Below are 26818 nucleotides of genomic sequence, written 5' to 3' on the forward strand. Positions count from 1 at the left end.
AAACCCGCGGGACGTGAGAAAGGATCCGCCCAAAACCCGCGGGACGTGAGAGAGGGACCGCCCAAAACCCGCGGGACGTGAGAGAGGGACCGCCCAAAACCCGCGGGACGTGAGAGAGGATCCTACTCGCGGGCGTCGCGGGCGTCCCGGGCTGCAGGGGTGTCCGCAGCAAGGCGGATGCCGTGCTCGGCCAGCCACACCGGGTTGAAGGCCTTGCTCATATAGTTGGTACCGGCGTCGGGCGCTATGGCCACCACAACGGAACCGTGGGGCGCAGCGCGAGCCACGCGAATGGCCGCAGCCACAGCCAGCCCGGACGACGGACCGAGTGCAAGACCTTCCTCGTCAAGGAGCCGGTGGACGGTGGTGTAGACCTCGTCGTTGGGAATGCGCAGGAAACGGTCCACGATGGAGCGATCGAAGGCTTTGGGCCATTCAGGCTCGGGCCAGGAGTTGCCCACCCCGTCCACCAGGATCTCGCCTGGATGTCCACCACTGTAGGCCGAGCCATAGGGATCGGCACCAACAACCTCCAGGTGCCCGCCCGGCAGCGAAGCTGCCACGCGTTCCTTCAAGAACCTGCCGTTCCCACTGATGGTCCCCCCGGTTCCGATACCTGCGACAAGGTGGGTCACCAAACCACCCGTTTGTTCCCAGATTTCCGGGCCGGTGGTTTGGTAGTGCGCGGCGGGATTGGCAGGGTTATCAAACTGCATGGGCCGCCACGCGCCGGGTGTCTCAGCGGTTATCCGCGCAGCTACAGCGCGTGCGTTCTCAGGCGACTCCGACGGCGCGTTCCAGTCGGTGAGGATCACGCGGGCGCCATAGTTGTGCAGCGCGGCGAGCTTCTCCTCGGAAATCGTGTCGCCCGTAACCACCACCACCGGGTGGCCTGTCAGGTGTCCTATGAGGGCCAGCCCGATCCCGGTATTGCCGGACGTGCTCTCCACAATTGTGGCGCCGGGCTGCAGTTCCCCGGATTTCTCGGCCGCCCTAACCATGCTCAGCGCGGTCCGGTCCTTGATGGAGCCGCCAGGGTTTTCGGACTCGAGCTTGATGTGGATGGTGCTGCCCAGGCCGCGGCCCAGCGACTCCAATCTCACCAACGGCGTGTTTCCGACCCTCTCCAAGACCGAAGCATCCAAGCCGTCAGGAGGCCCGGAAGCGGCGTGAACACCATGTTTGCGAATCTCTGTACTCACCAGGTCTTCTCCCCTTCCTCAGAAAGTTCCTGGTCAACGAGGTCCCGCAGCTCGGTCCGCGCCAGTTCCACCAAGTCGGGCGCCGATGGCCGGCGGGCCAGTACGTCAGCCAAGCGACCCACGACGGCGCCGGTCCCCTTCCCGAGCGGTTGCGCGGCTCCCGCTTCGAGCAGCAGGTACGACGCCGTCAGCGCTTCGATCGCCAAGAGCTTCTCCGCTGCGTCCAACGATTTTTCGAGTTGCTGCAACGCGAGCGGGGCCAGCGTTGAATGGTCTTCGACGTCGGCCGAGAGGGTTGGTGCGCCGAGCGTCGCCGGAGCGGCCAGGGCCTTGAGCTCGGCCAGCAGTCCCGCCGCCGAGTACCAGAGCAACCCGGGAAGTTCCTCTTGGGCCAGAGCTTCCCCGGATGCTGCAGCCTGCAAATGGCGCGCCCTGATGGCCCGTTGCGGCGGATACAACTTGGCGATACGCCGCTCACAGGAAATCCCTACGTGCGCCAAGGCCAGCCGCAAACCCTCAAAGGCGAGCGCCAGCTGCATCGGCTGGAAGTTCCCGCCGGAGATCATGCGCCCGGATTCGACATCGACCAGCGGATTGTCACCACGGCCGTTCAGCTCCACGTCCAAAGCCGAGGCAAGCTGCGCAACAAGCGATCGAAAGGCTCCGTGCGTCTGCGGTGCGGCCCGGAACGACAACGCGTCCTGCACCGACACCTCCGGCCGAACATCTTCCAACCACCCACCGCTCAGCAGGCGACGCACAGCAGCAGCCGAGTCCCGCTGCCCGTCCACCGCCTTGGCCGCTTGGATCGCCGGCGAAAAGGGGCTGAGGTTCCCGCCGCCGTCGTACCTTGCGATCGTCTCCAGCGAGAGGGAAAGCGCGACGTCGGCCAGCTCGGCCAGCTGCTGCAGCCGCAGCAATGCGAGGGTTCCAACACCCACCGAATACGCGTTGGCACTTACCAAGGCGAGGGCCTCCCCCGGGGCGAGGACAAGGGGTTGGAGACCGGCGTCGGCAAGCGCTTTGGCGCCGGGGACCAGTGCGCCGTCCGCATTGAACGCTTCACCTTCTCCGATGGCAACGGCGGCGACGGCGGCAAGCTGGGTCAGGTCCGATGAACCCACCGAGCCCTCACGCGGGATGGCGGGAAAGACCCCGCGGTTGAGCATTTCGGCATAGAACTCGGCGGTTCCAGGGCGTACGCCGGAACCGCCTCTGCTGAAACCGATGAGCCGGGCCAGGATCACGGATCTGGATGCCGCGCGGTCCAGATATGAGCCAACCCCGCTGTTGTGATACCTGACCACCTGGATCTGGTACGAAAGGAGCGACTTCTCCTCCACAGCGGTATCCCGGCCGGAACCGAGCAAGGTATTCAGTCCGTAGACCCGTTCGCCGGAGGCGGCGGTATACTCCACGATTTCCCGCGAGCGGCCTAGCAAAGACAACGCATCTTGGTTGAGTTTCACATGAAACCTCGGGTCTGCCGCCGCCCGGGCCACGTCCGCAGCCAGCACCGGAGACGATCCGATCACCAGGGTCTGCGGCTTTCCGGGCACCATCAGAAGTCCAGGAGGTTTTGCCGAAACCCGCCGTTGCCGTAACTCTTCCTCAACAGCCCGCGACGCCTCAGTTCCGGCGTCAGCTTGTCCAGCACGCTGTGCACTGTTACCGGGTCCACGAAGCCGGAGAACAGGAACCCATCGCCGCCCACGGCGGAGCCTGTTTCCTCCAGGTAGTCAGCGATTTCGCCAGCCGTGCCGATGATCGAGTCGCCTGCTCCGCCGCTGCGTGCCTCGAGGATCTGGCGAAGGGTGGAACCTGGAGGGGCAGCCTTGGCGAAGTGTTCCAATGTGCCTTGGTTGCTGTTGGTGCTCAGCTCGGGCAACGGAGCGTCGAGGTCGAACTGCTTGAAGTCGATGACGGAGAGGTAGGAGATCGAGTTGAGCTGGCTGTCGATGTCTCTCTGGGTGAGTTCACGCCGCTGCGCCCGCAGCTCCTGTGCCTCGGCTGTAGAACCAACAACGGTGGGCTTCAGGACGAAAAGTACCTTGACGTCATCGGGATTTCGGCCGGCCTTCGCAGCTTCCGCGCGGATGGAGTCACGGTAGGACTTCATCCCGTCAACCCCACGAGCGAGGGCAATGGCGACGTCGGCATGGCCGCCCGCGAATGCCTTGCCCCGGGGCGAGGCACCAGCCTGAACCAGCACAGGTTCCTCAGGCAGGGGCGCCGTGTTCAACGGGCCTCTGACCTTGAAAAAGTCTCCTTGGTGGTTGATGGGGTGCACTTTGTTATGGTCCGCGAACACCCCGGCTTCAACATCCTCAAGCACGGCCCCAGGTTCCCAACTCCGCCAAAGGCGCCTAACGACGTCCACGAACTCCTCCGCTTTCTCATAGCGGAGATCGTGTTCAATCTGCTGGTCCAGCCCATAGTTCTGTGCGGCGAGGTCGCTGCCGGAGGTGACGACGTTCCAGCCGAGCTGTCCTTCTGAAAAGTGTTGCAGCGTGGCCAGGAGCCTGGCGGCGGTGAAGGGCGGGTAGAAGGAAGCGCTGACCGTGGGCACGATTCCGAGGTGCTCCGTGGCGGAGAGAAGGTACGGGACCAAGGCAAGGGGATCGTGCTTAGGTGCAAACGAGGCGTGGGCCAAGGAAACCTCGGCCGTACCCCCATAGGTGTCCGGAACGGTGAGGGAATCTTCAATGATGAACAGGTCCAAGCCGGATCGCTCAAACGCCCGGACGGCCTCCTGATAGAGGGCGGGTTTCTTCCAGTCGTAGCCCAGGCCATAGCCGGGAGTCCCCCAACCCTGGACACCGAAACCGTGGCCCACGAACCATCCAAAGTGCAGCATGGGCTTGAGTGTAGAACTGCTTTGTCCGTTCACCGCGACCTGATTTCATGCGAAGTTACAGGGGGTCGTACTGGGTCAATTATGCTCCCGGGACGTCACATTTGGGCCCCGCCCATGACGGTATGGATTTCCACATACGGCGTTCGCCTTGTTCCGCAAACACCATGCGTCCGGAATGATCGCTGTATGAGTTCAGCCACCCGCACTTCCGCCAAGGACCGCCTTTGGGGCGTCTGGGCACTCAAGGGGTACAAACGTGAATGGCTGCGGCACGACGCCGTGGCGGGTGCTGCGCTCTTTGCCCTGCTGGTGCCTGCGGGCATGGCCTACGCGCAGGCGGCCGGTTTGCCACCCGTCACAGGGCTCTACGCCACGGTGATTCCGTTGCTGGTTTACGCCGTGGTGGGGCCTTCGCGCATTTTGGTCCTGGGACCCGATTCATCCCTTGCCCCCATGATTGCCGCAGCTATTGTTCCGCTCGCAGCCGGCAGTAGTGAGAGATCGGTGGCACTCGCCGGGCTGTTGGCTGTGTTGATCGGGGTGATCATGCTCGCGGGCTCCGCCCTGAATCTCGGTGCCATCACCGGGCTGCTGTCCAAACCCATCAGGCTCGGATACCTGAACGGAATCGCCTTGCTGGTGGCGTTATCGCAGCTTCCGGCGTTCCTGGGGATAGAGGCCGACGGCGACATCTGGCAAAAGCTCGCGAAGGTCACCACCGGGTTGCTGGGCGGCGGGGTCAATGTCACCGCGCTGCTGCTAGGCGTCGGTTCCCTGGCCCTCATTTGGATCCCGCGGCTGCTGAAGTGGAAGGTACCCGGCGTCCTGCTGGCGGTGGTCGGCTCGTGCGTTGCAACGGCTGTTTGGGGCCTGAACGACGACGTCAAGGTCACCGGGGTTTTGCCGCAGGGGCTGCCGATGCCCGCGCTCGGCGGCATTGGCTGGGCTGACGCTCTGATGCTGCTTCCCGCTGCGGCCGGTATTGCCCTCATGGCTTTCGCAGACACTGGCGTCCTGTCCCAGACATTGGCAGCGAAGGAGGGAAAGAGAGTCTCGGGCAACCGGGAGATGGCGGCGTTGGGGGCAGCCAACGCAGCCACCGGCTTGCTGGGCGGGTTCCCTATATCCGGCAGTACCTCGCGGACGCCCGTGGCTGTGGACGCCGGCGCCAAATCCCAGATGACCGGGGTGGTTGGTGCGGTGCTGGTTCTGGCTTTCATGCTGCTGGCTCCCGGAGTGACCGGGTACCTGCCTTCGGCCACCCTGGCGGCCGTCGTCATCGCTGCGGCAATTGCCTTGGCCGACCCCGCCGGTGTTAGGCGGCTCTTCAGCCTGAGCCGAAGCGAATCCGTGGTCATGCTGGCTGCGTTCCTGGGCGTCCTCACCGTTGGGGTACTGCAGGGAATCGTGGTGGCCATTGCCTTGGCGCTTTTGGACTTTGTTCGGCGGGCCTGGGATCCGTACCGGACAGAACTCGGCGCCGAAGAAGGGCTCCCTGGCTATCACGATCTGGAGCGGCACCCCGAAGGCGAGCGCATCCCCGGACTCCTCATCCTCCGCTTTGATGCGCCCCTGTTCTTCGGTAATGGGCAGGTCCTAGCTGCCTTTGTCCGGGAGCAACTGGACGAAGCCCCGGAGGAGACCGCGGATCCGGTTACCCATGTCATCCTCGCCGCGGAGCCCATCACCGGGATCGACACTACGGCGCTGGATGACCTGGTCACATTGGACGAATGGCTGGCCCGCAAAGGCGTGGATTTAGTGTTCGCCGAACTGAAGGGGCCTGTCAAAGACAAACTACTCCGCCTGGGCACTGCAGCCCGTTTTACGCCCGAGCACTTCTTCCCCACTGTGGGCGCAGCCGTGCGCGCACTGAAAAACGCATAAGGGAAGCACCGCCGATTACGCAACATGACGGCCGGACACCAGCCCGCAAGTGCAGCCCGAGGCCCGCGGATGTTACGTTTTTCTTGAGTAATGAGTACCAGCGCGAAGCCCTGACTTGCTGGTCGGCAACCCTCTCTCCGGCGGGGTGCCTCAGGTGACTACTCGGCGTATCGACAACTCGAACTGCAAGCGTGACTGAGGAGCACCAGCTATGCCTGAACCTACTGAAGAAAAACTTTCCTATCGCCTGATTACTGGCCCGGACACCCGTGATTTCTGCGAGCGGATCCACAGCGCCCTCGCGGAGGGCTATGTGCTCCATGGCAGCCCGGCTGCCACGTTCAACGGCACCGACGTCATCGTTGCCCAAGCAGTGGTGCTGCCCGCCGCGATCGCCAATGCCGATGCCGCCGTTGCCAGTGCCGTTGACCAGCTTGAGAGCGACGACGACGAAGCATTCGAGGGACACGCATGAGCTACGCAGGTGACCTGACCCCGCAGGATGCGTGGGCCAAACTCGAAGAAGGTGCCATCCTGGTGGACGTCCGCACCGAGGGCGAGTGGGCCCACATCGGTATCCCCGACACCAAAGCCACGGAAAACGATCCCCTGTTCATCCAGTGGAACCTCGCCGGCGGCATCCCCAACTCCCGCTTCATCGAGGACTTGCGTCAGCAGGCACCCGAGGACCACGGCGTTGAGCTGGTGTTCCTATGCCGTTCCGGCCAGCGCTCCATCTCCGCAGCCATCGCCGCCACGCAAGCCGGTTTCACTGCCTACAACGTCTTGGAGGGCTTTGAAGGTGAACCGGACCGCTATGGTGAGCGCACCGTCAACGGTTGGAAGAACCGTGGCCTGCCGACGAATCTGGGGACTGAGTAAGTGACTTTTAATCCCGATGCCGCCGGGTGGAGCCCTGATACCCAGGCCGTCCGCGGTGGCCTTGACCGTACCAACTTCCAGGAAACGTCCGAGCCCGTTTTTCTGAACTCCGGTTTCGTCTACGAATCCGCTGCTGCCGCCGAGCGCGCCTTCACCGGTGAGGACGAACGTTTCGTTTACTCCCGCTACGGCAACCCTTCCGTTGCAACGTTCCAGGAGCGGCTGCGCCTGCTCGAAGGAACCGAAGCCTGCTTTGCGACTGCGTCAGGTATGTCCGCGGTCTTCACTGCCTTGGGTGCCCTGCTGGCTGCCGGTGACCGCGTGGTTGCCGCCCGTTCCCTGTTCGGTTCCTGCTTTGTGATCCTCAATGAGATCCTGCCACGGTGGGGCGTTCACACGGTCTTCGTAGACGGCCCGGACTTGGAGCAGTGGCGCGAAGCCCTCTCCGAGCCCACTACCGCGGTCTTCTTCGAATCTCCGTCCAACCCCATGCAGGAGATCGTGGACATCGCTGCGGTCAGCGAACTGGCGCATGCTGCCGGGGCCACCGTGGTGGTGGACAACGTCTTTGCCACGCCCCTGCTACAACGCTGCGGTGAGCTGGGAGCGGACGTCATTGTTTACTCCGGCACCAAGCACATCGACGGCCAGGGACGCGTCCTTGGCGGCGCGATCCTGGGCACCAAAGAACTCATCGACGGCCCCGTCAAGCAACTCATGCGGCACACCGGCCCTTCACTATCCGCGTTCAACGCCTGGGTGCTGACCAAGGGCTTGGAGACCATCGGACTGCGTGTAAACCACAGCTCGGCATCCGCGTTGAAGATCGCAGAGTGGCTCGAGCAGCAACCCGACATCAGCTGGGTTAAGTACCCGCTGTTAAAGTCTCACCCGCAGTACGAACTTGCGGCGAAGCAGATGAAGGCGGGCGGCACCGTCCTGACCTTTGAGCTATCTCCTTCGGCCGGACGATCAGCCAAAGAGGCTGCCTTCGCCTTGCTCGACGGTCTCTCCGTCATTGACATCTCCAACAACCTGGGCGACTCCAAATCCCTCATCACCCACCCTGCCACCACCACCCACCGGGCCATGGGACCGGAGGGGCGGGCGGCGATCGGGCTTTCGGATGGTGTTGTCCGCCTGTCCGTAGGGCTTGAAGATGTAAACGACCTCATCCTGGATCTGGAGAAGGCCCTCAAACAGGTCTAACCTTGCTGCCATGAGCGGGAACCATCCCTATCGCCGTGCCGGAGCGGTCATCGTTGCCGGCACGGTGGTGTGGTTCGTAGGAATCTCTCCAGTCTCACGCGTTTACATCACCCCCGACAACGCCGAGCGGCTGCGCATGCTCACAGCCGGACAGCGCGGCTGGATCGTGGGTCAGCACCTAACCGCCGCGGGAACAGTTGCAGTGCCGGTGGGATTCGCCGCCTTTGCCCGCGCTGTTCAGGACCAAGATGCCGTTCAAGGAAACGCATCGCATCGGAGGGCGAGGAAGTGGGCTTTCGGTGCAGCCACCGCCTTACTCGCGGGCGCCCCGTTCTTCGTCTCAAGCCTCGCCCGGCGAGCATCCGACCTTGAAGGGTTCGCCTACCGCAGGGGATCCAACGCGCCGTTCCTGGCGTACTCCGGGCTGCATGTTGTGGCGTTGGCCGCGCTCGGCGGGAGCCTTCTTTCCTTGCCCGCAAGCCGCTGGATTGGTATCACGGCTGCGGCCAGCGCACCCGTTTACGGTGCCATCCTGGCAGCCAAAAAGGACATCCCGCCGTTCTGCTTCTATCTGGTGGAGGGACTCGTCGGCGCCTACCTGATGACGTGGGAAGAACAGGACGCAAAGGCCTCCTGACCCGGGTCAGCATGAGAGGTCGTTCCTGATGCGCGCGGGGGCAGTACCCCGCACGGTCACTTTGGCGTCATGAGAGTAGCTCATCCGCAACCCCGAAAGTCCGTGTGTGCTCCATTCTGCGTCAGGAGGCCGGGTGGGGACAGGGCTGGGGCCGGCCACCCATCCGTTCCGCACCAGTTCCCGCCATCCGCACCAGAGGTATCTGGCGCAAACGGCGGAAACGGGAGCGCCAAAAACACTTACGGGTGCCGCCGGCGCGAACGGGAGCGCCAAAAGCACTAACGGGTGCCCCCGGATGTCCCGGCAGCGCCAGCGTCAGTCCTGGAAGTACTCGATTTTCGCGCCAATGGTGTTCAGTCGCTCTGCAAGGTCCTCATAGCCGCGCTCAATCACGTAGATGTTGCGAAGTTCGGAGGTGCCCCTGGCTGCCAACATGGCAAGGAGCAGGCAAGCGGCCGGGCGGAGGGCCGGCGGGCAGCCGATTTCCGCGGCACGCCATTTGGTGGGTCCGTTGACGTAGATTCGGTGCGGATCCAGCAACTGCACCTGTGCGCCCAATTTGTTGAGTTCCGTCAGGTAGATGGCTCGGTTCTCGTACACCCAGTCGTGGATCATGGTCTGGCCCTCGGCGTTGCCTGCGATCACTGCGAAGAACGGCAGGTTGTCGATATTCAGGCCGGGGAACGGCATGGGGTGGATCTTGTCCTGTGGGGCGTGAAGCTCCGACGGCTTGGTGGTGACGTCCACCAGCCTGGTGCGTCCGTTGCGTGCCATGTATTCCCCGGATACCTCGAGGTTCTGGCCCATCTGTTCCAGGGTGGCAAGCTCAATTTCCATGAACTCGATGGGCACCCTGCGGATGGTGACCTCTGAGTTGGTCACGATGCCTGCGGTGATCAGGCTCATGGCCTCAATCGGGTCTTCGGACGGGAAGTACTCAATGTCCACATCAATGGCGGAACGCCCGGTGATCTTCAGCGTTGTGGTTCCCACGCCGTCAATTTCCACACCGAGGCCCTGCAAGTAGAAGCAAAGGTCCTGCACCATGTAGTTAGGGCTGGCGTTGCGGATGATGGTGGTGCCTTCACGGTGGGCGGCCGCCATGATGGCATTCTCCGTGACGGTGTCGCCGCGTTCGGTCAGGACGAAGGAGCGATCGAGGTCGTCGGCGGGAGGAGCGGTCACGGAGTAGAAACCGGACTTCGCCTCCACTTCGAGGCCGAACTGGCGAAGCGCCTGCATGTGAGGTTCCACCGTGCGGGTTCCGAGGTCACAGCCACCGGCGTAGGGAAGAAGATATTCGCTGGTTTCGTCCAGGAGGGGACCCAGCAGCATGATGACGCTGCGGGTACGCCGGGCGGCGTCAACATCCATGGACTCGAGATCCAGTACCTCGGGGCGCCGGATGCGGAGATCGCTGCCGTTGAGCCATGTACATTCCATGCCGATGGAGGTCAGCACCTCAACGATCCTGTTGACTTCCTCGATCCGGGCGAGCCGTCGCAGCGTGGTGGTGCCGCGGTTAATGAGACTCGCGCACAAGAGGGCTACGCCGGCGTTTTTGCTGCTGTTGACGTCCACTTCACCGGAGAGGGTCCGGCCGCCCTCCACGCGGAGGTGGGTCATCTGCGGCTTGGCCACTTTGACGATGGACCGCCCAAAAATGGCTTCGAGGCGTTCAATCATGCGGAGGCTGAGGTTTTGTTTGCCCTGTTCCATCCGGGCGATTGCGCTCTGGCTGGTTCCCAATTCAGTAGCCAGCTGCCCCTGCGTCCAGCCTTTTTCGCCACGGGCGTCGCGGAGCAGGAGGCCTACATGTTCGGCGGTAGGTTGCGTCATAACCAATAAATATCACAAGTGAGCTAGGAGTTCAGTGCAACATGCCAATTCAGCGGTAAACATCACACCATACCCGCCCTGTGCGATATAGGGCACGACGTCGGCGGCTCGCCTTGGGTGAACGCTTTCCCTCAGCTTCTTCAAGGGTAGAGCTCCCCATTGTGCCCCAACGGGAGTTGGCGAAGGATGTACAGGAAAGCTCAGGGGGAAATATGCCTTTCTACGGCGCCGACGTCGATCAGCTCAAAGCACTATCGAAAACCCTTGCCAGCGGGGCCTCGCTGCTGACCACCCGCGCCCGGGAACTCGATTCCCTGATCGCGCAGGGCGGCTATTGGCAGGGACAGGATGCCAAACGCTTCGCCTCCGAGTGGCAGGGCCACTTACGGCCGCTGCTTGAAAGGACCTCGCGTGGGATAGAAGAAGCGTCCAAGTCTGTGCTCACCAACGCGGACCAGCAGTCGGGTGCCTCCACTGAGGGCGCCAGCGCAGGCAACAGCGGCCCAGGCGGCTCCGGCGGAAGCGGGACCGGGAACGACTCCGCCAAACCGGCGAAGGACGCCACAACAAAGACCTCCAATCCCACCCAGCCCACGCCCCAGGAGATCCTGGACCAGTACCAGGTCAGCGACGCCGAGACCACCAACTGGCCCGGCGACTGGGATCCGCTGCGATTCGTGACGGATCAGAGGGTGGTTACCGAGAAGGAAGCGGAACTGCTGAACGGCCTTGGACCTTTTGAGCTGAACGCTTTCAAGGGCATTCACGACGACGCCTTCAGTGTTGCCGATGAGCGCTTCCCCAGCGAAGATCGCAACGATGACCAGAACGACGCCTTCCGCCACGCCTACTGGAACGCCCTCATGGTGAAGGAGTTCGGCGCAGACTGGGCCGAGGACTACGCCACCGCCCACGAACAGCTCCCGGGAAACCCTGCTCCACGCGAAGCAATGGATCTGTACAACAATGAGGTTGGACGCAACGTGGCCATCGCCAATCCGGACGCCAGTGCTGAGGAGCTTGCAGACTTGATCGAGGAAGCCGTCAATAACGGAGACACCGTGGTGGTGGGACCTGACCTTTTGCCGCATCCGTCAAACCAGATCCCCGCTGATCAGACGGGTGACGCCGGCAACGCCGAGCCAGCCCCTGGTGAAGATCCTGAGTTCAACGACGAGTCCAGGACTACGTCGTGAGTCGTCCTGCCACCCCAAACGCACGACGCCGCACCAGGACTGCGGTGCCCCGCGTCACCATGACCAGCCTGCTCACCTTAGTTCTGGCCTGCGCCTTGGCCGCCTGTTCCCTCGGAGGATCCGTCATGCCCGAAACGAACGACCACCTCAACAATCAGGTCCTGGAGTCCGCCACGAACGGCACGGCGCTCAAGCTGTCCGATGCCACGGATTTCGACTGGGACCAAGCAGGTTTTGTCACGTCTGGAACCCCGGCCAAGGACATCGAGGAAGCCTTTGGGGAACCGCTCACCAAGGAGAGCCGCTACACCGCCTCACCGGCACTTTTCGTTTTCCTGAAAGACGGCAAAGTTACCAAAGCGGTCAGTATTGTCCCGGACGCCTTCTCGGGGGCCGATGCCAGGAAGAAGTACGGCCGCGATGTGGTCCTCACTCCGCCGGAGGGGCAGAAGGGCTACCTCACCTGGCGCGAGTAACGCCCACCGCGAGGAACCCGTCAATCGTTAGGCCCGCCAGTACCCCAACGCATCAATCCGGTGCTTGTCCACTCCGAGTTCTTTCCTCAGGTGCTTGACGATTGCCCGCGTACTTGATGCTTCGCAGCTGATCCAGAAAAAGTCGTCTCCCACGGAAACAGCGTCTGCCGTGAGCGCAGCGCAGACTTCCTCCACCAGAGCGGCACCGTCACGTTTGCGCGGAACCCAGGTGACGACGTCGGAATCGACGGTACGCACCTCAAGCGAGGGGTCGGCGTCGTGTTGGTATTCAAGCCACGCCGTCACGGGAGCTGCGCCGGCAGCTACACGCCCGCGCTCGTCCAGCAGCGAATTAATGGCCGGGATGGAAGCGGGATCTCCCACAATCCACGTCCGCCGCGGGGCGGGCTGCGGGAACGTGAAGGAGCTGCCTTGGACGGTGGCATCAATGGTGTCGCCGGGCTGCACTGAGCGCGCCCAATCCGCAGCAACGCCGTGATGCATCGCGAAGTCCATGCTGAACGTACCGTCCGCAGGGGAGGCGTTGACCAAGGTGTAGGCGCGCTGGTGGGCCTTGCCGGAGTCGTTGAACCAGAGCCGGATCCACATGGTGGGATGCAGGCCGCTGCGCTCCAGTAGTCCGCCGTCCCGCACGTGCACACGGAGGAAGTCCGGGGTGATTTCTTCACTTCCTGTGACCTCCAGGGTGAAGTCCTTGGCGCCCATGACTTTGAGGACGACGCCTTCCCAATTGCGCTTCAAGCAACACTCCTTCACGAATGTCCACGATTTGTGAACGGGGCCAAAGCCCTTTATCTTGAGCTTAAGTAAGCCTAACCTAAGCTTGAAAGCGGCCAGAGATTATGACGTCTGCCCCGACGCACCATCCCGCCCCGGCAGGCGGCTCCGGAACATACCGGGATCAGTGGGGAATCCCGCATTTATGGGCTGATTCCCCAGACGAACTCGCCTTTCTGCAAGGTCAGAATGCGGCCACGGACCGCTCTTGGCAGATCGAGCTGGAACGGTGGCGTTCGGAAGGCCGCACAGCCGAAGTATTGGGCCCAGACGCGGTGCTCTGGGACCGTTTTGCCCGGCAGGCGCGGCTGGATGTCACCGCGCGCCGCTGCTTCGAAAACCTCGACGCAGGCACTCAACGCTGGTGCGGACAGTACGTGGCAGGCATCAATCAAGCACTGACGGACGGGCATCGGGGCGGAGCCGAGTTTGACGAGTCCGGCAGCGAACCCGAGCCGTGGAATCCATGGACCCCGCTGGGCGTCTTCCTGGTGCACCACATCCTCTTCTCCACCTTCCCCAACAAACTGTTCCGGGCACACGTCGCGCGGACACTCGGCGACCACGCCGTCAGCCTGTTCAGCATCGAGGCACCCGTCTGGTCAGGCAGTAACGCGTGGGCGGCCCACGGCTCGACGACGGCCAGCGGCCTGCCGCTGATAGCCGGCGACCCCCACCGCCTCATGGAACTCCCCGGCGTCTACCAACAGGTACGGCTGGCCTGCCCCGAGTTCGACGCGATCGGATTCGCGTTCCCCGGAGTTCCCGGCCTCCCCCATTTCGCCCACACCGGCAACACCGCCTGGGCGATCACCAACGCCATGGCCGATTACCAGGACCTCTTCGTGGAGGAATTGCGCCGGATCAGCGACAGATCCGGTGATCGCATCGAGGCGCGCGGAGCGGAAGGCTGGGAGCCCGTCGTCGTGAGTTCCGAAACCATCACCGTCCGCGACGGTGAGACAGTGGCCGTTGAAATTATTGAAACCGCGCGCGGCCCGGTCATCTCTGAAACGCCCGACGGCGGCGCACTGAGTTTGCGTTTCCCGGCCAGGGTCGAGGGGCGGTTGGGTTTCGAGGCCCTCCTGCCGCTGCTGCGGAGCCGGAGCGTTTCCGACGTGGAAGCCGCCTTCGATGCGTGGGTGGAGCCCGTCAACAGCGTAGTGGCCGCCGACGTTTCCGGGTCCGTACGGCATTTCGTCGCCGGGTTGGTTCCGCAACGGAATCCGGCCAACCGGCGCTTGCCCGTCCCGGCCCTCTCGGCCCGTCACGAGTGGGAGGGACAGTACGTGGTCCTGCCCCGCACCGAGGTCCAGAGGTTTACCGTCAGCGCGAACGACCGCGAAGCTGGCGGCGGTGACGTCGTGGCCATGGAGTTCGCGCCCGCGCATCGGGCCCTCCGCATCCGGCAGTTGCTGGAGTCGACCGCCGGTCCGTTATCAGTGGACGCCATGCAGGCCATCCACACGGACACTCTGCTGGGTCCGTGGCCGTTGTTCCGGTCAACGCTCTCCGGCCTTGACACCCAGGACCTGTCCAGGGAGGCCAAGGAACTGCGTGCGCTGTTGTTGACGTGGGATGGACTGATGGATGCCGGCAGCCACCAAGCTGCGGTCTTTGCAGCGTGGCGCGGAGCTATCGTCCAGCGACTGGCACGGCATTCCGCGTTGGCACCCCTGAATGAGCCCACTGGTTACTCAGCATTGTTCGGGCCTTGGTTATCCGTGGCATCCCGCATTGGATTCGCCTTGGAGACCCTGCTGGCGCGTGGCTCCGAACTGGGCATCAACGTTGGAGTGGAAGCTGCGGCAGCGCTCGAGGTTGCTGCTTTGGAGGAGGCTTTGCTGGACGGAGCCGCCTGGGGTGACCGGCACAAACTTCTGGCCGTCAACGTCCTCCCCGGCCCCCTCGCGTCATCGGCGCCCACCTCAGAGCTCAGCGGAGACACCGGGTGCGTCCTGTGCACCGAGAGTCTCCCAGGTGTCGAAGACCGAAGCTTCCGTGGGCCCGTGGCCCGCTACGTCTGGGACCTGGCTGATCGGCGTAACAGCCGTTGGATTGTGCCTTTCGGTGCTTCCGGCTCGCCAGGTCACCGGCACTTCGCCGATCAGCTGCCGCTCTGGACCGCGGGTCAACTCGCCCTGGTGGTCACTGACTGGCCTTCGTTGGCCAAAGATCATCCCTGACCAGCCCGTTCCGTCCCTCTCGTGACCCCACATCCGCCAGCATCCGCATCAGAACGCATCAGCCCCGAAGGAAGCCATGACCACCACCACCCAGGACTTCTCTGTCCGCACCACCGTTTACGCTGAAGACCTCGAGGGATGGGGCGCATTGCGGCTTGTCCCGCTGGTTCCTGCCGAGGACATCCACTTCATCTTCGAATGGGTCACCCAACCCCGCGCCAAGTTCTGGGGCATGACGGAAAACTCCAGGGACGAAGTCCAAGGGATCTACGAGTTCCTGGACTCCTTGGAGACCCACCACGCCTTCCTGGCCCTCCTTGACGGGGAGCCACTGGCCCTCTTCCAGACCTACGAGCCCCTGCACGATCCCGTGGGTGAGGCATACCCCGCCCGCGAGGCGGACATCGGCATGCACCTGCTTCTGGCCCCCGCCACACGGCCTATCCCGCATTTCACCCCGAAGCTGGGCACGTCCTTGATCAAGTACATGTTCTCCCTGCCGGGCAAGGACCGGATTGTGGTGGAACCGGACTCCCGCAACGCCAAGGCCCTCCGCCGCCTGGAAGCGACGTGCTTTGAGTTGGGTCCCATCATTCAGCTCGCTGAGAAGGAAGCCCAGTTGGGGTTCCTGACCCGCGCAGGCTTCGATGAAATCCAGGAGCAGCAGGCTCTCTGAGCCCGCGTAGAGAGGACAAAAAGTGCCGCCGGCGGCCCCCAACGCTACCGGCGGCACGCTTGGTGCCCAGCTCACCAACGCCTCCAGCGCTAACGCCAGACGAAACTCCAAGTTCCCGCTCCAACGGCCGTCAGCACCGCACCGGCGGCGATCACCAGTCCGCCAAGGACCACCCACGCATCCAACAGCGAGTACGTAGATTCGCGCGCCCACGTCCGCCGGCCCCCGCCGAAACCGCGCGCTTCCATGGTCACAGCCAGCCGGGAAGCCCTGCGAACAGCTTGGACCAGGAGCCCGAAGCTCTGGCCGAGGGTTGCTTTCAGGCGTTGGAACGGGCTGCCTTGTGAACCCACCCCACGGGCGCGGCGGGCCATGCCAATGGTCTGCCATTCCTCGGCCATGAGCCCCACCAGCCTCATCGCCGCGAGGGACCCCAGGACAAAGCGGTGTGGCAGCTTTGCTTTCTGCGCCAAGGCATCAGCCAAGTCGGTGGGATCGGTGCAGGTCATCAGGAGAATGGCCGGCAACGCAATCGCCAAACCGCGCAGCATGAAACCCAGCCCCAGCTCCAGGGAACCTTCACTGATGGACCAGAGTCCGACGTCGAGCAGCACAGCTCCGCTGTCCGCCGCCACAATCGCGGTACTCCAGCCGCCGATCGCCGCCGCGATGATCAGGGGCCAGGCCCGCTGCCACAGAAGCCTGAGGGTGAGTCCGGCCAGTGGAAAGAGCGCCAGTTCCGCAACCAGTGCTGTGGAGGCCGAGACCCAGTCGATGGACAGGGCCAGCACCAAGGAAATCAGGAAAACGGATACGAACTTGGCCAACGGGTTGGCTTTGGTCAGGAGGGCATGGTTCCCGCGCAGGTTCAAGGCGTCCCTCATGCTGCACCCGCTTCCTGACGTGTGGCTTCACCCTGTTGGATCGGGCCGAGCCGCAATTCCGTTCCGCCGAGTACGGCACTGAATTCCTGATCGTGGGTCACGGAGACCACCGCGGTTCCAGCGTCCAGCAGCTCGGAAAGGAACGACGCCAGTTCTGCCCAGGTGTTGGCGTCCTGACCGAACGTGGGCTCGTCCAGGACAAGCACTTTCGGATGGGCCGCGAGCACCGTGGCCACCGAGAGCCGCCGCTTCTCCCCGCCGGACAACGTGTACGGGTTGGCATCCACCAAGTGCGTCAACCGCAACCGCTCCAGCAGTTCATCCACGCGTTCCTCGCCGTGGCCAAGATGCTTTGGACCAAACATGAGCTCATCCAGGACGTTGCCTGTGACGAACTGGTGCTCAGGTTCCTGGAAAACCGTCCCAATGCGGGAGATCAACTGCTCGGCTTTCCACTTGTACGGGTCAATACCGGCACCCTGGGAAAGGTCGACGGCGGCACTGACCTTGCCGTCCACCGGCGCAAGAAGGCCGGCCAACGTGAGCGCGAAAGTGGATTTGCCGGCACCGTTCGGACCCGTGATGGTCAGCGCTTGGCCTGCCCTGACCTGTGCACTGATGCCCGTTTGAACCGGCACGGGTGGGATGGTCTTGAACCTCTTGCGTCGTGGCTTTTCTCGGGAAACTGCGAGGTCCTGCGCCGCGAGGAGGAGCTGCGCGGTGTGGGGTTCGGCGTGGGGATCATTCCGCCGTTCCCGGGTCGCCGGAACATATCCCGGCACCCAGACGCCGGCTGACATCAGCATGGTGCGGGCTTCAGAAAGTACCTGGTCCGGCGGCCCGTCCAAGAGGACGCCCCCTGTAGCCCGGCCCGCTCCCAAGCCGTCCGAGCCCGCCGCCTTTGTTGACCCTGGCTGCAGGACCACAATCCGGTCCACCAGGTCCTTCCACACGGACACTCGGTGTTCCACCACAACAAGGGTGGCGCCGGTCTTGTCCAGGCACCGCCCTACCGCATCCCGGACCTCCAGAACGCCCGCCGGGTCCAAGTTTGCTGTTGGTTCGTCCAGCAGGATCAGGCCGGGTCGCATCGCCAAAATGCCGGCCAGCGCCAGGCGCTGCTTCTGTCCACCGGAGAGTGCCGCCGTCGGGTGATCCAACGCCAAACCGCCGCCTGCCGCGGTACGCAACCCCACGTCGTCGAGCGCTTCATGGACGCGTTCCCAGATCTCGTCCCGTGGGACGGCGAGGTTCTCCGCGCCGAAGGCGACGTCGTCACCCACCCGCGAGAGCACCACCTGCGTCTCAGGGTCCTGCTGCATCAGCCCGGCACGGCCACGCTGCTCGCGGGGCGCGACGCCGTCAATCAGCAGGGAGCCGGTCTCATCCGAGTCGTCTTCCTCGTCCCCCAGAACCCCGGCAAGGGCATGCAGGAGCGTGGACTTGCCCGCACCCGAAGGACCCAGCAGCAGCACGCGCTCCCCCGGTTCAATCCGAAGGTCCAGGCCCTCAATGGCAGCTTGGGCCCGGCCTGCATGCCGCCACCCCCAGCCCTCGGCGGAGATGGCAGCAGGCTGCACCGCGCCGCTAAGTGTGGCGGACATCAGTTGAAGACTGGCTCCGAAGCGGCCTTGCGCGAGGCAAAGGAGCTCAGCACCCCGGTCTTGGCCAGTCCGCGCGTCGCAATCCACGAGAGTGCGCCCGCGATGATCGCCCCGGAGATCGTGGTGAAGGTGATGTAGGCCAGCTTGTCGATGGCCTCGTAAGCGATGTTCCAGCCCCAGGGCAGGAAGGAGTCGTTCAAGCCGCAGAACAGGCCCGCGCCGGCGCCCGCAAGGAGAGCAGTGGGCAGGTTGAACTTCTTGTACCGGAACGCCGCGAAGATGAGTTCGGCGCCCAGGCCCTGCAAAATGCCGGAGATGAGCACCGTGGTGCCGTACTGCGAACCCATGATGAGCTCACCCGTGGCGGCAACAGCCTCGCAGAATAGCGCTGCACCCGGCTTGCGGATAATGAGCATGCCCAGGACCGCGGGGATCATCCAGCCGCCGGCGATCAGACCGGTGAGCGGCGGATACGTCGCATTCATGGGGATGGAGACCAGTGCGGCGCCCTGGGACCATGCCCAGAAAATCACGCCGCCGGCAATGGCGATCAAAGCCGCCACAACAATGTCTACAACACGCCAGTTATAACTGGTCTTCTTCACGTTTACCGTGGTCATTTTCTGCCTCCTGAGGTTACAGGAGGGGAAAGTGCTACCCGTCATCCAGCTGGCCTGCGCCGCCCGGATCCGGACACTCTGAGAAGCTCGACTCCCTTGCGCCGGTACTAACCGGATCAGGTTCGAGGGTCTGCGGCTATCCGCACTCTCAGCGCCCTCGCGTCTCCTGCATCTCTGCAGAGTCCGACGGCGGCGCTCCCCTGTCGTTATCAAATCTGCCCTGATGGGCTGGTTCAGTTTACACCTGTGTCCGCGGCGGGCGCTGGTCCGTTGGCCGGCATTCAGTCACAATCAGCCGCGGTAGAGCCCAGTGCGGACCCCCGCGTGCGTTGCGAGGCCCACTCTGCACCCTAAACCCACACCATTCCCTGCACACCGGGCCATACAACGGGACCTGAGAGAATGAACCAGCAGACTTCACCGCGGCAAAGGGGCACACTTCATGACGGACCTTCCCACCACCCATAGCGCTGTGTCCCAACCACGTCTGGCCGCAAGCGTCATCCTGCTCCGTGATGCCCCTGCCGGGCTCGAAGCCTTCGTCCAACACAGGGTCAGCACCATGGACTTCGCGGCCGGAATGGTGGTCTTCCCGGGAGGACGTGTGGACTCCGCGGACGGGTCCGGGTGGGACTACCCGGAGGAATTGCTTCAACGCCACGCGTCAGAATGGAACCAGAGCTCCGTGGGCGCGGATTCTGCCGAAGCCGTGAGGAACGCCGGGAGAATACTCACTGCGGCCATCCGCGAAGTTCAGGAGGAGGCCGGGCTCACCATCGAAGCCGGACACCTCCGCCCGTGGGCCAACTGGATCACGCCCGCGGACATGCCCAAGCGCTTCGACACCTTCTTCTACATCGCCAAGCCAACAGCTGGTGCTAAGCCCCAGCACCAAACAACCGAGGCTTGGCAATCATTGTGGATGCCTGTGGCGGAGATTCTTGCAGCGGAAGCGGCCGGCACTTTGAAGTTGATGCCGCCAACCTATTACCTCCTCAAGGAACTTGCCGGGTTCGGAACAGTTGACCAGGTTTGGACGGCCGAGCACAGCGTCGTCCCGGTGCTGGCGCCGGTGGGCTCCATGGCAGCGTTCCTTAAGGAGCGGGAAAACCGTCGCTAACGCGTGCGATGGGTGTAGCCAGCTAGGCTGGGGACATGAACCTCTTCTTTAAGCTGATCGGTGCCGGAGTGAGCCTCGGGGCAGGCTTTGTGGGCACCAAACTCGTCAACAAAGGGTGGGAAAAAGCGACAGGCAACAAGCCGCCCCTGGGTCATGACGACGCAGAAACCAGCCTGCGCTCGGCCTTGACCTTCGCTTTGATCTCCGCCTTTGTCAGCACGCTCATCCAAGTCCTGGCGAGCCGGGGCACCCAGCGGGCCATCGCGCGCTTCGCCAAGAGCCACGACATCGTCTAAGCATCCAAACCACGACGCCGGGATCACCTGCAGGTGATCCCGGCGTTCGTTGTTGCTGCTGCTAGCTGTCGCTCCGCGGTTCCTGGCCGGCAGCCGCCCTTTGGACCACGGCCTCCAGTTCATCCTTGGTGAGCTTCTCCCGGTGTCCATGTTTGGTGCGGTAGGCGGAACGGCCAACCATGTGCGCTGACACTGGTGCTGTGAGGAGCTGGAAGATCCATGCCACCAACAGAACCGGCCACACCCACCATGTCCGCATCTGAAGTCCGATCGCGGCCAGCATGAGGAACAGACCCAGGACCTGCGGTTTGGTGGCTGCGTGCATGCGGCTCATGAGGTCCGGGAACCTCAACAAGCCAATGGCTGCGCCCAGGGACATCAGCGCGCCCACCACCAGGAACACGGCGGTGACAGCATCAACGACGAAGTCAAGGCCCGAAGCGTCAGGATTCATTGCTCTGTTCCCTTCGCTCGGCCACAAACCGGGCAACGGTCACCGAGCCAATAAACCCGATCACTGCCAGAGCCACCAGCAGCATCAGGTTGTTCAGGTGCTTGTTCAGCGCCATATCGATCGCCAAGGCAGCGCCCAGGATGGCCAGCAAAACATCTGATGCCAGAACACGGTCCAGAAGGGACGGACCGACGGCGATGCGGACAATCGCACCTGCGGCCGCCAGGCTGAGGATGACGGCGGTAACCACCAGAACTACTTCCTTCACAGCGCCGCCCCTTCCAGCCCTGGCCGTTCTTCGGCCTTGAGCGCCTCGACTTCTTCGCGTGTACCCATAATGCGGATCAATCCTGCTTCGATGTCTTGGGTTTCCTGACGAATTTTGTCGATATCCGCCTCTTCATAAATGTTCAGTGCGTGCAGGTACAGCGTGGAAGTGGAGCGGTCCACCTCCACCACCAGGGAGCCTGGGATCAACGAGATCACGTGGCCGGTGGCCGTCACCATGAGGTCGGAATGGCTCCGCAACGGAACGGCGACGACGGCGCTGCGGACCTTGGGCCCTTTTGCTACAGCCAGGTACAGCACCAGGAAGCTCGCTGCCACCACTTTGGCGAGGAACATCAGCGCAAAGGGAATGGCGCGAAGAATGTTGAACCTGCCGCTGAGCTCGACGGGCGGAAGGTAGAAGAACTTGGCCACCAGCACGGCAATCAAGGCGCCAAACAGGAGATTCCCGGGGCTGAAGTCCCGCCACAGGGCACCCCATACGATCACCAACCAGATGAGCAGCGGCAGCTCCGTGCGGAACGAGATCGGTTTACGGCTCATTTGGCATCCCCCGTCTGCACGTCATCCCTTCGAACCAGCGGCGGCACCACAACCGAATCTCCGAGGACCGAGTGAATATAGGCCGAACGGTCCAGCATGATTCCTGCGGAGCCGTCAGCGACCTTGAACAACGGGCCTGCAAAGACGGTCAGTGCCACGCCGAACACCACCAGTCCAGCTGTGGATCCCACCATGGTCCGTGGAAGTACTCCCACGTTCCCGGGCGTTTTTAGCACGGGGTCCGGATACTCAGCGTCCTCGGGCCTGCGCCAGAACGCCCTGTTCCAGACACGGGCGATCGCCAGCAGTGTCAGCAGGCTGGTGACCACGCCGCCCACCACCAACGTGATCGCCAACGGCGTCCCCAGCTCCACACCTGCTTGCAACAACCCCAGCTTTCCAAGGAAACCGGAGAACGGCGGAATCCCCGCCAGGTTCATCGCGGGGATAAAGAACAACAAGGCCAGCAGCGGGGAGAGCTTGGCCAAGCCACCCAAGCGGTCTATGGACGAGCTGCCACCACGCCGCTCAATGAGGCCGGTGACCAGGAACAAACTGGTCTGGACGGTGATGTGGTGGGCTACGTAGAAGACCGCGGCGCCCAAACCTGCCACTGAGCTCATGGCCAGGCCAAACACCATGTAACCGATGTGGCTCACCAAGGTAAAGGACAGCAGACGTTTAATGTCGCTCTGGGCCAAGGCACCCAGAATTCCGACAATCATGGTCAATAGCGCCACCACCATCAGTGGGACGTTCAGCGTGTCCCCTGGGAATAAGAGCGTCTCTGTCCGGACCATCGCGTAGACACCCACCTTTGTCAGCAATCCTGCGAACACGGCGGTGACTGGGGCGGGAGCAGTTGGATAGGAGTCAGGAAGCCAGAAAGACAGTGGGAAGACTGCAGCCTTGATGCCGAACGCCACCAACAGCATCACATGCAGGAGGTTCTGGGTGCCCTGGTCCAGCTCGGCCAGCTTGATGGCCAGGTCCGCCATGGTGATGGTTCCCGTGGCTCCGTAGATCATGGCGATCGCAATGAGGAACAGTACGGACGAGACCACGGAAACCACCACATACGTAACACCGGCCCGGATACGCGGCCCCGTTCCGCCCAGCGTCATCAGCACGTAGCTTGCTGTCAGCAGGATCTCGAAACCGACATAGAGGTTGAAGAGGTCACCGGTGAGGAAGGCGTTGGACACGCCAGCCACCAGGATCAGATAGGTGGGGTGGAAGATTGAGACCGGGGCTTCCTGGTCACCGTCGGCCATACCCTGACCCGTTGCGTAGATGAGCACCGCAAGGCTCACCACGGTAGAGACCACCAGCATGAGCGAGGAGAACTGGTCCACTACCAGGACCACACCCCACGGGGGCAGCCATCCGCCCAAAGTGACCGAGGTGGTGCCCCCATCCCATACGGAGATCAGGAGCAGGCACTCGAGCAGAAGGGTTGCACTGAGAATGCCAATGCTCACCACCCGCTGCGCGCTTTGATGGCGGATCAGCAAGAACGCCAGGGCAGCACCCAGAATTGGTAGGAGGACAGCTAGCGGCGACAGGTTCGCGAGATTCACGCGCTGCCTCCTTCCCGGGTTGTTGCCGTGTTGGGGGTCTCTGTGGCGTCCGGTTTGTCACGATCCGCCGGGCTGGCAGGAGTGACCGCGAATTCCGAGGTTTCCAGCGGCACGATGGCATCGTCCTCGGCATCGAAGCTCGGCGTCTTCGCCACGCGAACGTCTTCAAGGTCATCCTGGATCTCATCCTGACGAGCCAGGACCCACGTGCGGTAAATAATGCCCAACATGAAGGCCGTCACCGCGAAGGAAATGACAATCGACGTCAGGATCAGTGCCTGCGGCAGAGGATCACTGTATGCCTCCGGGGCCGTTTCCTTGCTGAACAGCGGCGCAAGGCCTGCATACCCTCCGGTGCTCAGGATGAGAATGTTGGTGGCGTTGGCCAGCAGCATCAAACCCAACAGCACTCGGGTCAGACTGCGTTCCAGGATTAGGTAGATACCGCAGGCGTACAGCACGCCCATGACGATCAGCAGGGTCAGGTTGATGCTCATGCGTTACCCTTCCCGAGCGCAGCGGATTCAGCGGCTTCGTGGGCAAGTTCGGGATGCTCGGCGGCATCTTCATCCGCGAGCGGCGCGCCTTTGCCTTCGAAGTGCTCGTCGATTTCGGCGCCGAGGCTGCGGAGGACATCCAGCGCCAACCCCACCACCACGATGTACACGCCGATGTCGAAGATCGTGGACGTGACGAACTTGACGTCACCAAAGACGGGCAGCCAGAACTCGATGATCGCGCTCTGGAACACCTGTCCTCCCAGGAAGAGTGGAACCACACCGGAGGCTGCCGCGGTGGCAAGTCCCGTCCCCAGAAGGGTGCCGGCACTGATGGTCGCTGCCTCGCTCAACTCGAACCGGCCACCGGCCAAGTACCGGATGGTGAGGGCTAGGCCGGCGGTGAGACCGCCCGCGAAGCCGCCGCCCGGTAAGTTGTGTCCGGCCAGGAGAAGGTAGATGGAAAAGACGATCATCGAGTGGAAAATCAGCCTGGTCACTACTTCAAAGATGATCGAGCGTCGCTCCGGCGCCAGCGTGCGTCCCGCCACCAGCCAGGCATCGCGCGTGACGTCGGTGAACTTCTTGGCGACGGCCAGGGCGGCTCCGTCGTGCGAATCACGGTCGACACCGGTGCGGCGCCCCACACTGCCTTCAGGCACGGCTTCGGAGGTCTTGATGCGATCGCCGCGGCTGCGGACGAAGATCAGGCTGGCAACGCCCGTGGCGGCAATGGCCAACACGGAGATTTCCCCGAAGGTGTCCCAGGCCCGAATGTCCACGAGGGTCACGTTGACCACGTTCAGACCCCCGCCACCTTCATAGGCCAGTCGCGGGAAATCGAGTGAGATGGGGGTGGCAACGCGCGCGCCCATGGCGTAGATGGCCACGAAGATCATGGTGATACCGAAGGCTGCGCCGATGATCACTCGGATCACCCGGAGCCTGCCACCGGTCCGGTCCCTTAGCTCAGCGGGCAGGCTGCGCATGGCGAGCACAAAGGCCACCAGCACGATGGTTTCCACGAGCATCTGGGTCAAGGCAAGGTCCGGAGCACCTTGCAACGCGAACATGAGGGCGATGCCGTAGCCGGTTACTGACACCATGAGGACCGCAAGGAAGCGCTTGTTGGCCCGGACCGCAGCCAGGGCACCCACCACGATCCCGATTCCGGCCACGATCTGCAGCGGGGAGTTCGGGTCAATGAGGTAGATGCCGTCCGGCAGGGGCTTGTTGGCCATGATCAAGGCGGTGGCCGGCACAGCGAACGCTACCGTCAGAATTACTGCCAGATAGAAGTACAACGAACCACGCTGTGTGCGGCCGGTAACCCAGACGGCAATATCGTCCAAGGCGCCAATGGTGTTCTGGTACGCGCGGTCGCCATCCACCCAGTCCGGAACCACGCTTTGTGCCCGGGAGACGAGGTTGCGTCCGTAGAACATCGCGGCGCCTGCCGCGAAGGTTATCGCTGTCAGCCCCAAAGCTGGAGTGATGCCATGCCACAAAGCCAAGTGTCCGGCGTCGACCGCGTCCGCGCCATCAGCGAATAGCGCTGCGTAAGGCTGGATCCATGTGTCCACGGGTGCCGGCCATACACCGTAAGCGATGGTCAGGAGGCTCAAGATCGCCGGTGCGGCCAGGAAGGCGGGCTTGATGGGCTTGAAAGGCGTGGGCTCCACGCCGGGCTTGACGGCGAACGCACCCCACATGAAGCGGGCGCTGTAGGCGAAAGTGAGGATGGAACCGATGACCAGCCCAACCAGGATCCAGATGCCCCACACCGGAGCATGATCGCCGGTGCCGTAGTGGACGAAGGCCTCAAATACCGATTCCTTGGCCACGAAACCAGCTAACGGCGGCACGCCGGCCATGGACGCGGCAGCAATACCGGCCACCACTCCGAGGGCACGCGAAGAACGGAAAACCCCGGAAAGCTTGCGGATATCGCGCGTTCCGGATTGGTGGTCAATGATGCCCACCACCAAGAAGAGAGCCGCTTTGAACAGGCCGTGGGCCAGCAGCAGACCCAGTCCCGCGAGGGCAGCATCCGGTCGGCCCAGGCCTACCACCATGGTGAGGAACCCGAGCTGGCTGACGGTGCCATAGGCGAGAATGAGTTTGATGTCGGTTTGGCGAAGCGCACGGTAGCCACCTACCAGCATGGTGGCCAGGCCCAGGCCGAGAACCACGGGAAGCCAGAACTCCGACGTCGAAAATCCCGGAGCCAGACGCGCCACAATATAGATGCCGGCCTTGACCATCGCTGCCGCGTGCAAGTACGCGCTGACAGGTGTGGGAGCCGCCATGGCGCCCGGCAGCCAGAAGTGGAACGGAACAAGCGCCGATTTAGTCACCGCACCGGCAAGGACAAGTACGACGGCGGCAGCCACCGCTCCTTGCATCGGTCCGCTCATGAGCGTCCCGGCTTGGTCCAAAATCTCTGAAATCCGGTATGTTCCTGCAGCCTGGCCCAAGACGATGAGGCCCACGAGCATTGCCAAACCACCAGCTGTGGTGACCATGAGTGCCTGGAGCGCCGAACGGCGTGCAGCCAAACGGGTGCGCGCATAGCCGATCAGCAGGTAGGACAGGATGGTGGTGAGTTCCCAGAAGATGAAGAGCATCAGCAGGTCATCGGAGGTCACCAAACCGAACATCGCGCCGGCAAAGGCCAGGAGTTGAGCTCCGAATCCGCCCAGATCCGCGTCCTTGTTTTTGAAGTAGCGGGCGCAATAAATCAGCACCAAAGATCCAACGCCGAGGATCAGGAGCGACATCACCCACGCCAGGGGATCCATACGGAAAGCGAGCTCGAGCTTAAGGGTGGGGATCCATGGAAGGATTTCTTCCATTCCTCCACCGGAATATGCGGCCTCGTACTGGAAGACCAGCCAAACAAAGGCGCCCGCAGGAACAGCCGCGAGGGCGTAGAACGCATTTCTGCCCAGTTTGCGGAAGATCAAGGGCGCCACAGTTGCCGCTACAAAGGTGATGGCGAGAACTGTGATCACTGTTATCTCCGCAAAGTCAGGAACATATTGTCAAAAGTTGGAGCAGGCGGTCATACGTTGGGTTCGGCTTACT

Annotated in this window: 25 protein-coding genes and 2 riboswitches; of the genes, 11 read left to right on the forward strand and 14 right to left on the reverse strand. The window is 63.1% G+C overall.

The window, feature by feature from the left end; translation table 11 throughout:
• Window positions 1-122: 122 nt before the first annotated feature.
• Genes ACZ5J0_RS17270 through ACZ5J0_RS17280 form a run of 3 tightly spaced genes read right to left on the reverse strand, consistent with a single transcriptional unit; the run spans window position 123 to window position 4092 of the window.
• The gene (locus ACZ5J0_RS17270) at window positions 123-1205 is read right to left on the reverse strand and encodes a PLP-dependent cysteine synthase family protein (protein WP_464094746.1); all 1083 of its coding nucleotides are present in this window, start codon (window positions 1203-1205) and stop codon (window positions 123-125) included.
• Window positions 1199-2764, reverse strand: a complete 1566-nt coding sequence (locus ACZ5J0_RS17275; protein WP_464093659.1) for an aromatic amino acid ammonia-lyase — start codon at window positions 2762-2764, stop codon at window positions 1199-1201. The genes ACZ5J0_RS17270 and ACZ5J0_RS17275 overlap by 7 nt, the downstream gene beginning before the upstream one ends.
• The gene (locus ACZ5J0_RS17280; RefSeq protein WP_464093660.1) at window positions 2764-4092 is read right to left on the reverse strand and encodes an NtaA/DmoA family FMN-dependent monooxygenase; all 1329 of its coding nucleotides are present in this window, start codon (window positions 4090-4092) and stop codon (window positions 2764-2766) included. Before ACZ5J0_RS17280 ends, ACZ5J0_RS17275 begins: the two co-directional genes overlap by 1 nt.
• A 153-nt stretch (window positions 4093-4245) precedes the next feature.
• Between ACZ5J0_RS17280 and ACZ5J0_RS17285 the strand changes: the two genes are divergently transcribed.
• From ACZ5J0_RS17285 to ACZ5J0_RS17305, 5 genes are all read left to right on the forward strand, one after another.
• A complete protein-coding gene (locus ACZ5J0_RS17285; protein ID WP_464093661.1) occupies window positions 4246-5946 on the forward strand; it encodes a SulP family inorganic anion transporter in 1701 nt (566 codons plus the stop codon).
• Window positions 5947-6032: 86 nt separating this feature from the next.
• A riboswitch (SAM riboswitch) is annotated at window positions 6033-6144 on the forward strand.
• Between the two features lie 13 nt (window positions 6145-6157).
• Window positions 6158-6421: a DUF1737 domain-containing protein gene (locus tag ACZ5J0_RS17290; RefSeq protein WP_250820490.1), complete on the forward strand. Its 264-nt coding sequence runs from the start codon at window positions 6158-6160 to the stop codon at window positions 6419-6421.
• Entirely contained in the window at window positions 6418-6828 is a 411-nt protein-coding gene (locus ACZ5J0_RS17295; RefSeq protein WP_142937761.1) for a rhodanese-like domain-containing protein, read from the forward strand. Before ACZ5J0_RS17290 ends, ACZ5J0_RS17295 begins: the two co-directional genes overlap by 4 nt.
• Window positions 6829-8037, forward strand: a complete 1209-nt coding sequence (locus ACZ5J0_RS17300) for an O-succinylhomoserine sulfhydrylase (protein WP_464093662.1) — start codon at window positions 6829-6831, stop codon at window positions 8035-8037.
• Between the two features lie 10 nt (window positions 8038-8047).
• Entirely contained in the window at window positions 8048-8674 is a 627-nt protein-coding gene (locus ACZ5J0_RS17305; RefSeq protein WP_464093663.1) for a hypothetical protein, read from the forward strand.
• A gap of 315 nt (window positions 8675-8989) precedes the next feature.
• Here the strand turns inward: ACZ5J0_RS17305 and ACZ5J0_RS17310 are convergent, their stop codons facing one another.
• Complete coding sequence (locus ACZ5J0_RS17310; protein ID WP_142937758.1) at window positions 8990-10513, reverse strand: UDP-N-acetylglucosamine 1-carboxyvinyltransferase; 1524 nt, start codon at window positions 10511-10513, stop codon at window positions 8990-8992.
• A 212-nt stretch (window positions 10514-10725) separates the two neighbouring features.
• Here ACZ5J0_RS17310 and ACZ5J0_RS17315 point away from each other — a divergent pair, with 212 nt between their 5' ends.
• Complete coding sequence (locus ACZ5J0_RS17315; RefSeq protein ID WP_464093664.1) at window positions 10726-11709, forward strand: WXG100 family type VII secretion target; 984 nt, start codon at window positions 10726-10728, stop codon at window positions 11707-11709.
• Window positions 11706-12185, forward strand: coding sequence for a hypothetical protein (locus ACZ5J0_RS17320; protein ID WP_464093665.1), 480 nt, complete (start codon window positions 11706-11708; stop codon window positions 12183-12185). The genes ACZ5J0_RS17315 and ACZ5J0_RS17320 overlap by 4 nt, the downstream gene beginning before the upstream one ends.
• Before the next feature lie 27 nt (window positions 12186-12212).
• Here the strand turns inward: ACZ5J0_RS17320 and ACZ5J0_RS17325 are convergent, their stop codons facing one another.
• The gene (locus ACZ5J0_RS17325; protein WP_464093666.1) at window positions 12213-12947 is read right to left on the reverse strand and encodes a siderophore-interacting protein; all 735 of its coding nucleotides are present in this window, start codon (window positions 12945-12947) and stop codon (window positions 12213-12215) included.
• Between the two features lie 101 nt (window positions 12948-13048).
• Between ACZ5J0_RS17325 and ACZ5J0_RS17330 the strand changes: the two genes are divergently transcribed.
• On the forward strand, window positions 13049-15169 hold the full coding sequence (locus ACZ5J0_RS17330; protein ID WP_464093667.1) for a penicillin acylase family protein: 2121 nt from the start codon (window positions 13049-13051) through the stop codon (window positions 15167-15169).
• A 76-nt stretch (window positions 15170-15245) separates the two neighbouring features.
• Window positions 15246-15845: a GNAT family N-acetyltransferase gene (locus tag ACZ5J0_RS17335; RefSeq protein WP_166842190.1), complete on the forward strand. Its 600-nt coding sequence runs from the start codon at window positions 15246-15248 to the stop codon at window positions 15843-15845.
• An 89-nt stretch (window positions 15846-15934) separates the two neighbouring features.
• Here the strand turns inward: ACZ5J0_RS17335 and ACZ5J0_RS17340 are convergent, their stop codons facing one another.
• Genes ACZ5J0_RS17340 through ACZ5J0_RS17350 form a run of 3 tightly spaced genes read right to left on the reverse strand, consistent with a single transcriptional unit; the run spans window position 15935 to window position 18953 of the window.
• Window positions 15935-16729: an energy-coupling factor transporter transmembrane component T family protein gene (locus tag ACZ5J0_RS17340; protein ID WP_166842189.1), complete on the reverse strand. Its 795-nt coding sequence runs from the start codon at window positions 16727-16729 to the stop codon at window positions 15935-15937.
• On the reverse strand, window positions 16726-18333 hold the full coding sequence (locus tag ACZ5J0_RS17345; RefSeq protein ID WP_464093668.1) for an ABC transporter ATP-binding protein: 1608 nt from the start codon (window positions 18331-18333) through the stop codon (window positions 16726-16728). The genes ACZ5J0_RS17340 and ACZ5J0_RS17345 overlap by 4 nt, the downstream gene beginning before the upstream one ends.
• A complete protein-coding gene (locus ACZ5J0_RS17350; RefSeq protein ID WP_142937750.1) occupies window positions 18333-18953 on the reverse strand; it encodes an ECF transporter S component in 621 nt (206 codons plus the stop codon). Before ACZ5J0_RS17350 ends, ACZ5J0_RS17345 begins: the two co-directional genes overlap by 1 nt.
• Before the next feature lie 75 nt (window positions 18954-19028).
• A riboswitch (TPP riboswitch) is annotated at window positions 19029-19165 on the reverse strand.
• 230 nt (window positions 19166-19395) lie between these two features.
• Between ACZ5J0_RS17350 and ACZ5J0_RS17355 the strand changes: the two genes are divergently transcribed.
• Window positions 19396-20073, forward strand: a complete 678-nt coding sequence (locus tag ACZ5J0_RS17355) for an NUDIX hydrolase (protein ID WP_464093669.1) — start codon at window positions 19396-19398, stop codon at window positions 20071-20073.
• A 35-nt stretch (window positions 20074-20108) separates the two neighbouring features.
• Window positions 20109-20369, forward strand: a complete 261-nt coding sequence (locus ACZ5J0_RS17360; protein ID WP_142937748.1) for a DUF4235 domain-containing protein — start codon at window positions 20109-20111, stop codon at window positions 20367-20369.
• A 61-nt stretch (window positions 20370-20430) separates the two neighbouring features.
• Here ACZ5J0_RS17360 and mnhG read toward each other — a convergent pair whose 3' ends face one another.
• From mnhG to ACZ5J0_RS17390, 6 genes are read right to left on the reverse strand one after another with little or no spacing between them, the layout of a single operon-like run.
• Window positions 20431-20823 (reverse strand): monovalent cation/H(+) antiporter subunit G, encoded by a 393-nt coding sequence (gene mnhG, locus ACZ5J0_RS17365; protein WP_142937747.1) that lies wholly within the window; start codon window positions 20821-20823, stop codon window positions 20431-20433.
• Window positions 20813-21091, reverse strand: a complete 279-nt coding sequence (locus ACZ5J0_RS17370) for an MrpF/PhaF family protein (protein ID WP_142937746.1) — start codon at window positions 21089-21091, stop codon at window positions 20813-20815. The genes mnhG and ACZ5J0_RS17370 overlap by 11 nt, the downstream gene beginning before the upstream one ends.
• Entirely contained in the window at window positions 21088-21654 is a 567-nt protein-coding gene (locus ACZ5J0_RS17375) for a Na+/H+ antiporter subunit E (protein ID WP_142937745.1), read from the reverse strand. The genes ACZ5J0_RS17370 and ACZ5J0_RS17375 overlap by 4 nt, the downstream gene beginning before the upstream one ends.
• Window positions 21651-23234, reverse strand: coding sequence for a Na+/H+ antiporter subunit D (locus tag ACZ5J0_RS17380; protein WP_223941070.1), 1584 nt, complete (start codon window positions 23232-23234; stop codon window positions 21651-21653). The genes ACZ5J0_RS17375 and ACZ5J0_RS17380 overlap by 4 nt, the downstream gene beginning before the upstream one ends.
• Window positions 23231-23731: a Na(+)/H(+) antiporter subunit C gene (locus ACZ5J0_RS17385; protein WP_142937743.1), complete on the reverse strand. Its 501-nt coding sequence runs from the start codon at window positions 23729-23731 to the stop codon at window positions 23231-23233. The genes ACZ5J0_RS17380 and ACZ5J0_RS17385 overlap by 4 nt, the downstream gene beginning before the upstream one ends.
• Window positions 23728-26745 carry a Na+/H+ antiporter subunit A gene (locus ACZ5J0_RS17390; protein ID WP_166842183.1) on the reverse strand — a complete coding sequence of 1006 codons (3018 nt, stop codon included), beginning with the start codon at window positions 26743-26745 and terminating at the stop codon, window positions 23728-23730. Before ACZ5J0_RS17390 ends, ACZ5J0_RS17385 begins: the two co-directional genes overlap by 4 nt.
• Between the last annotated feature and the right edge of the window lie 73 nt (window positions 26746-26818).

The organism is Arthrobacter sp. DualSoilB13, assembly GCF_055389195.1.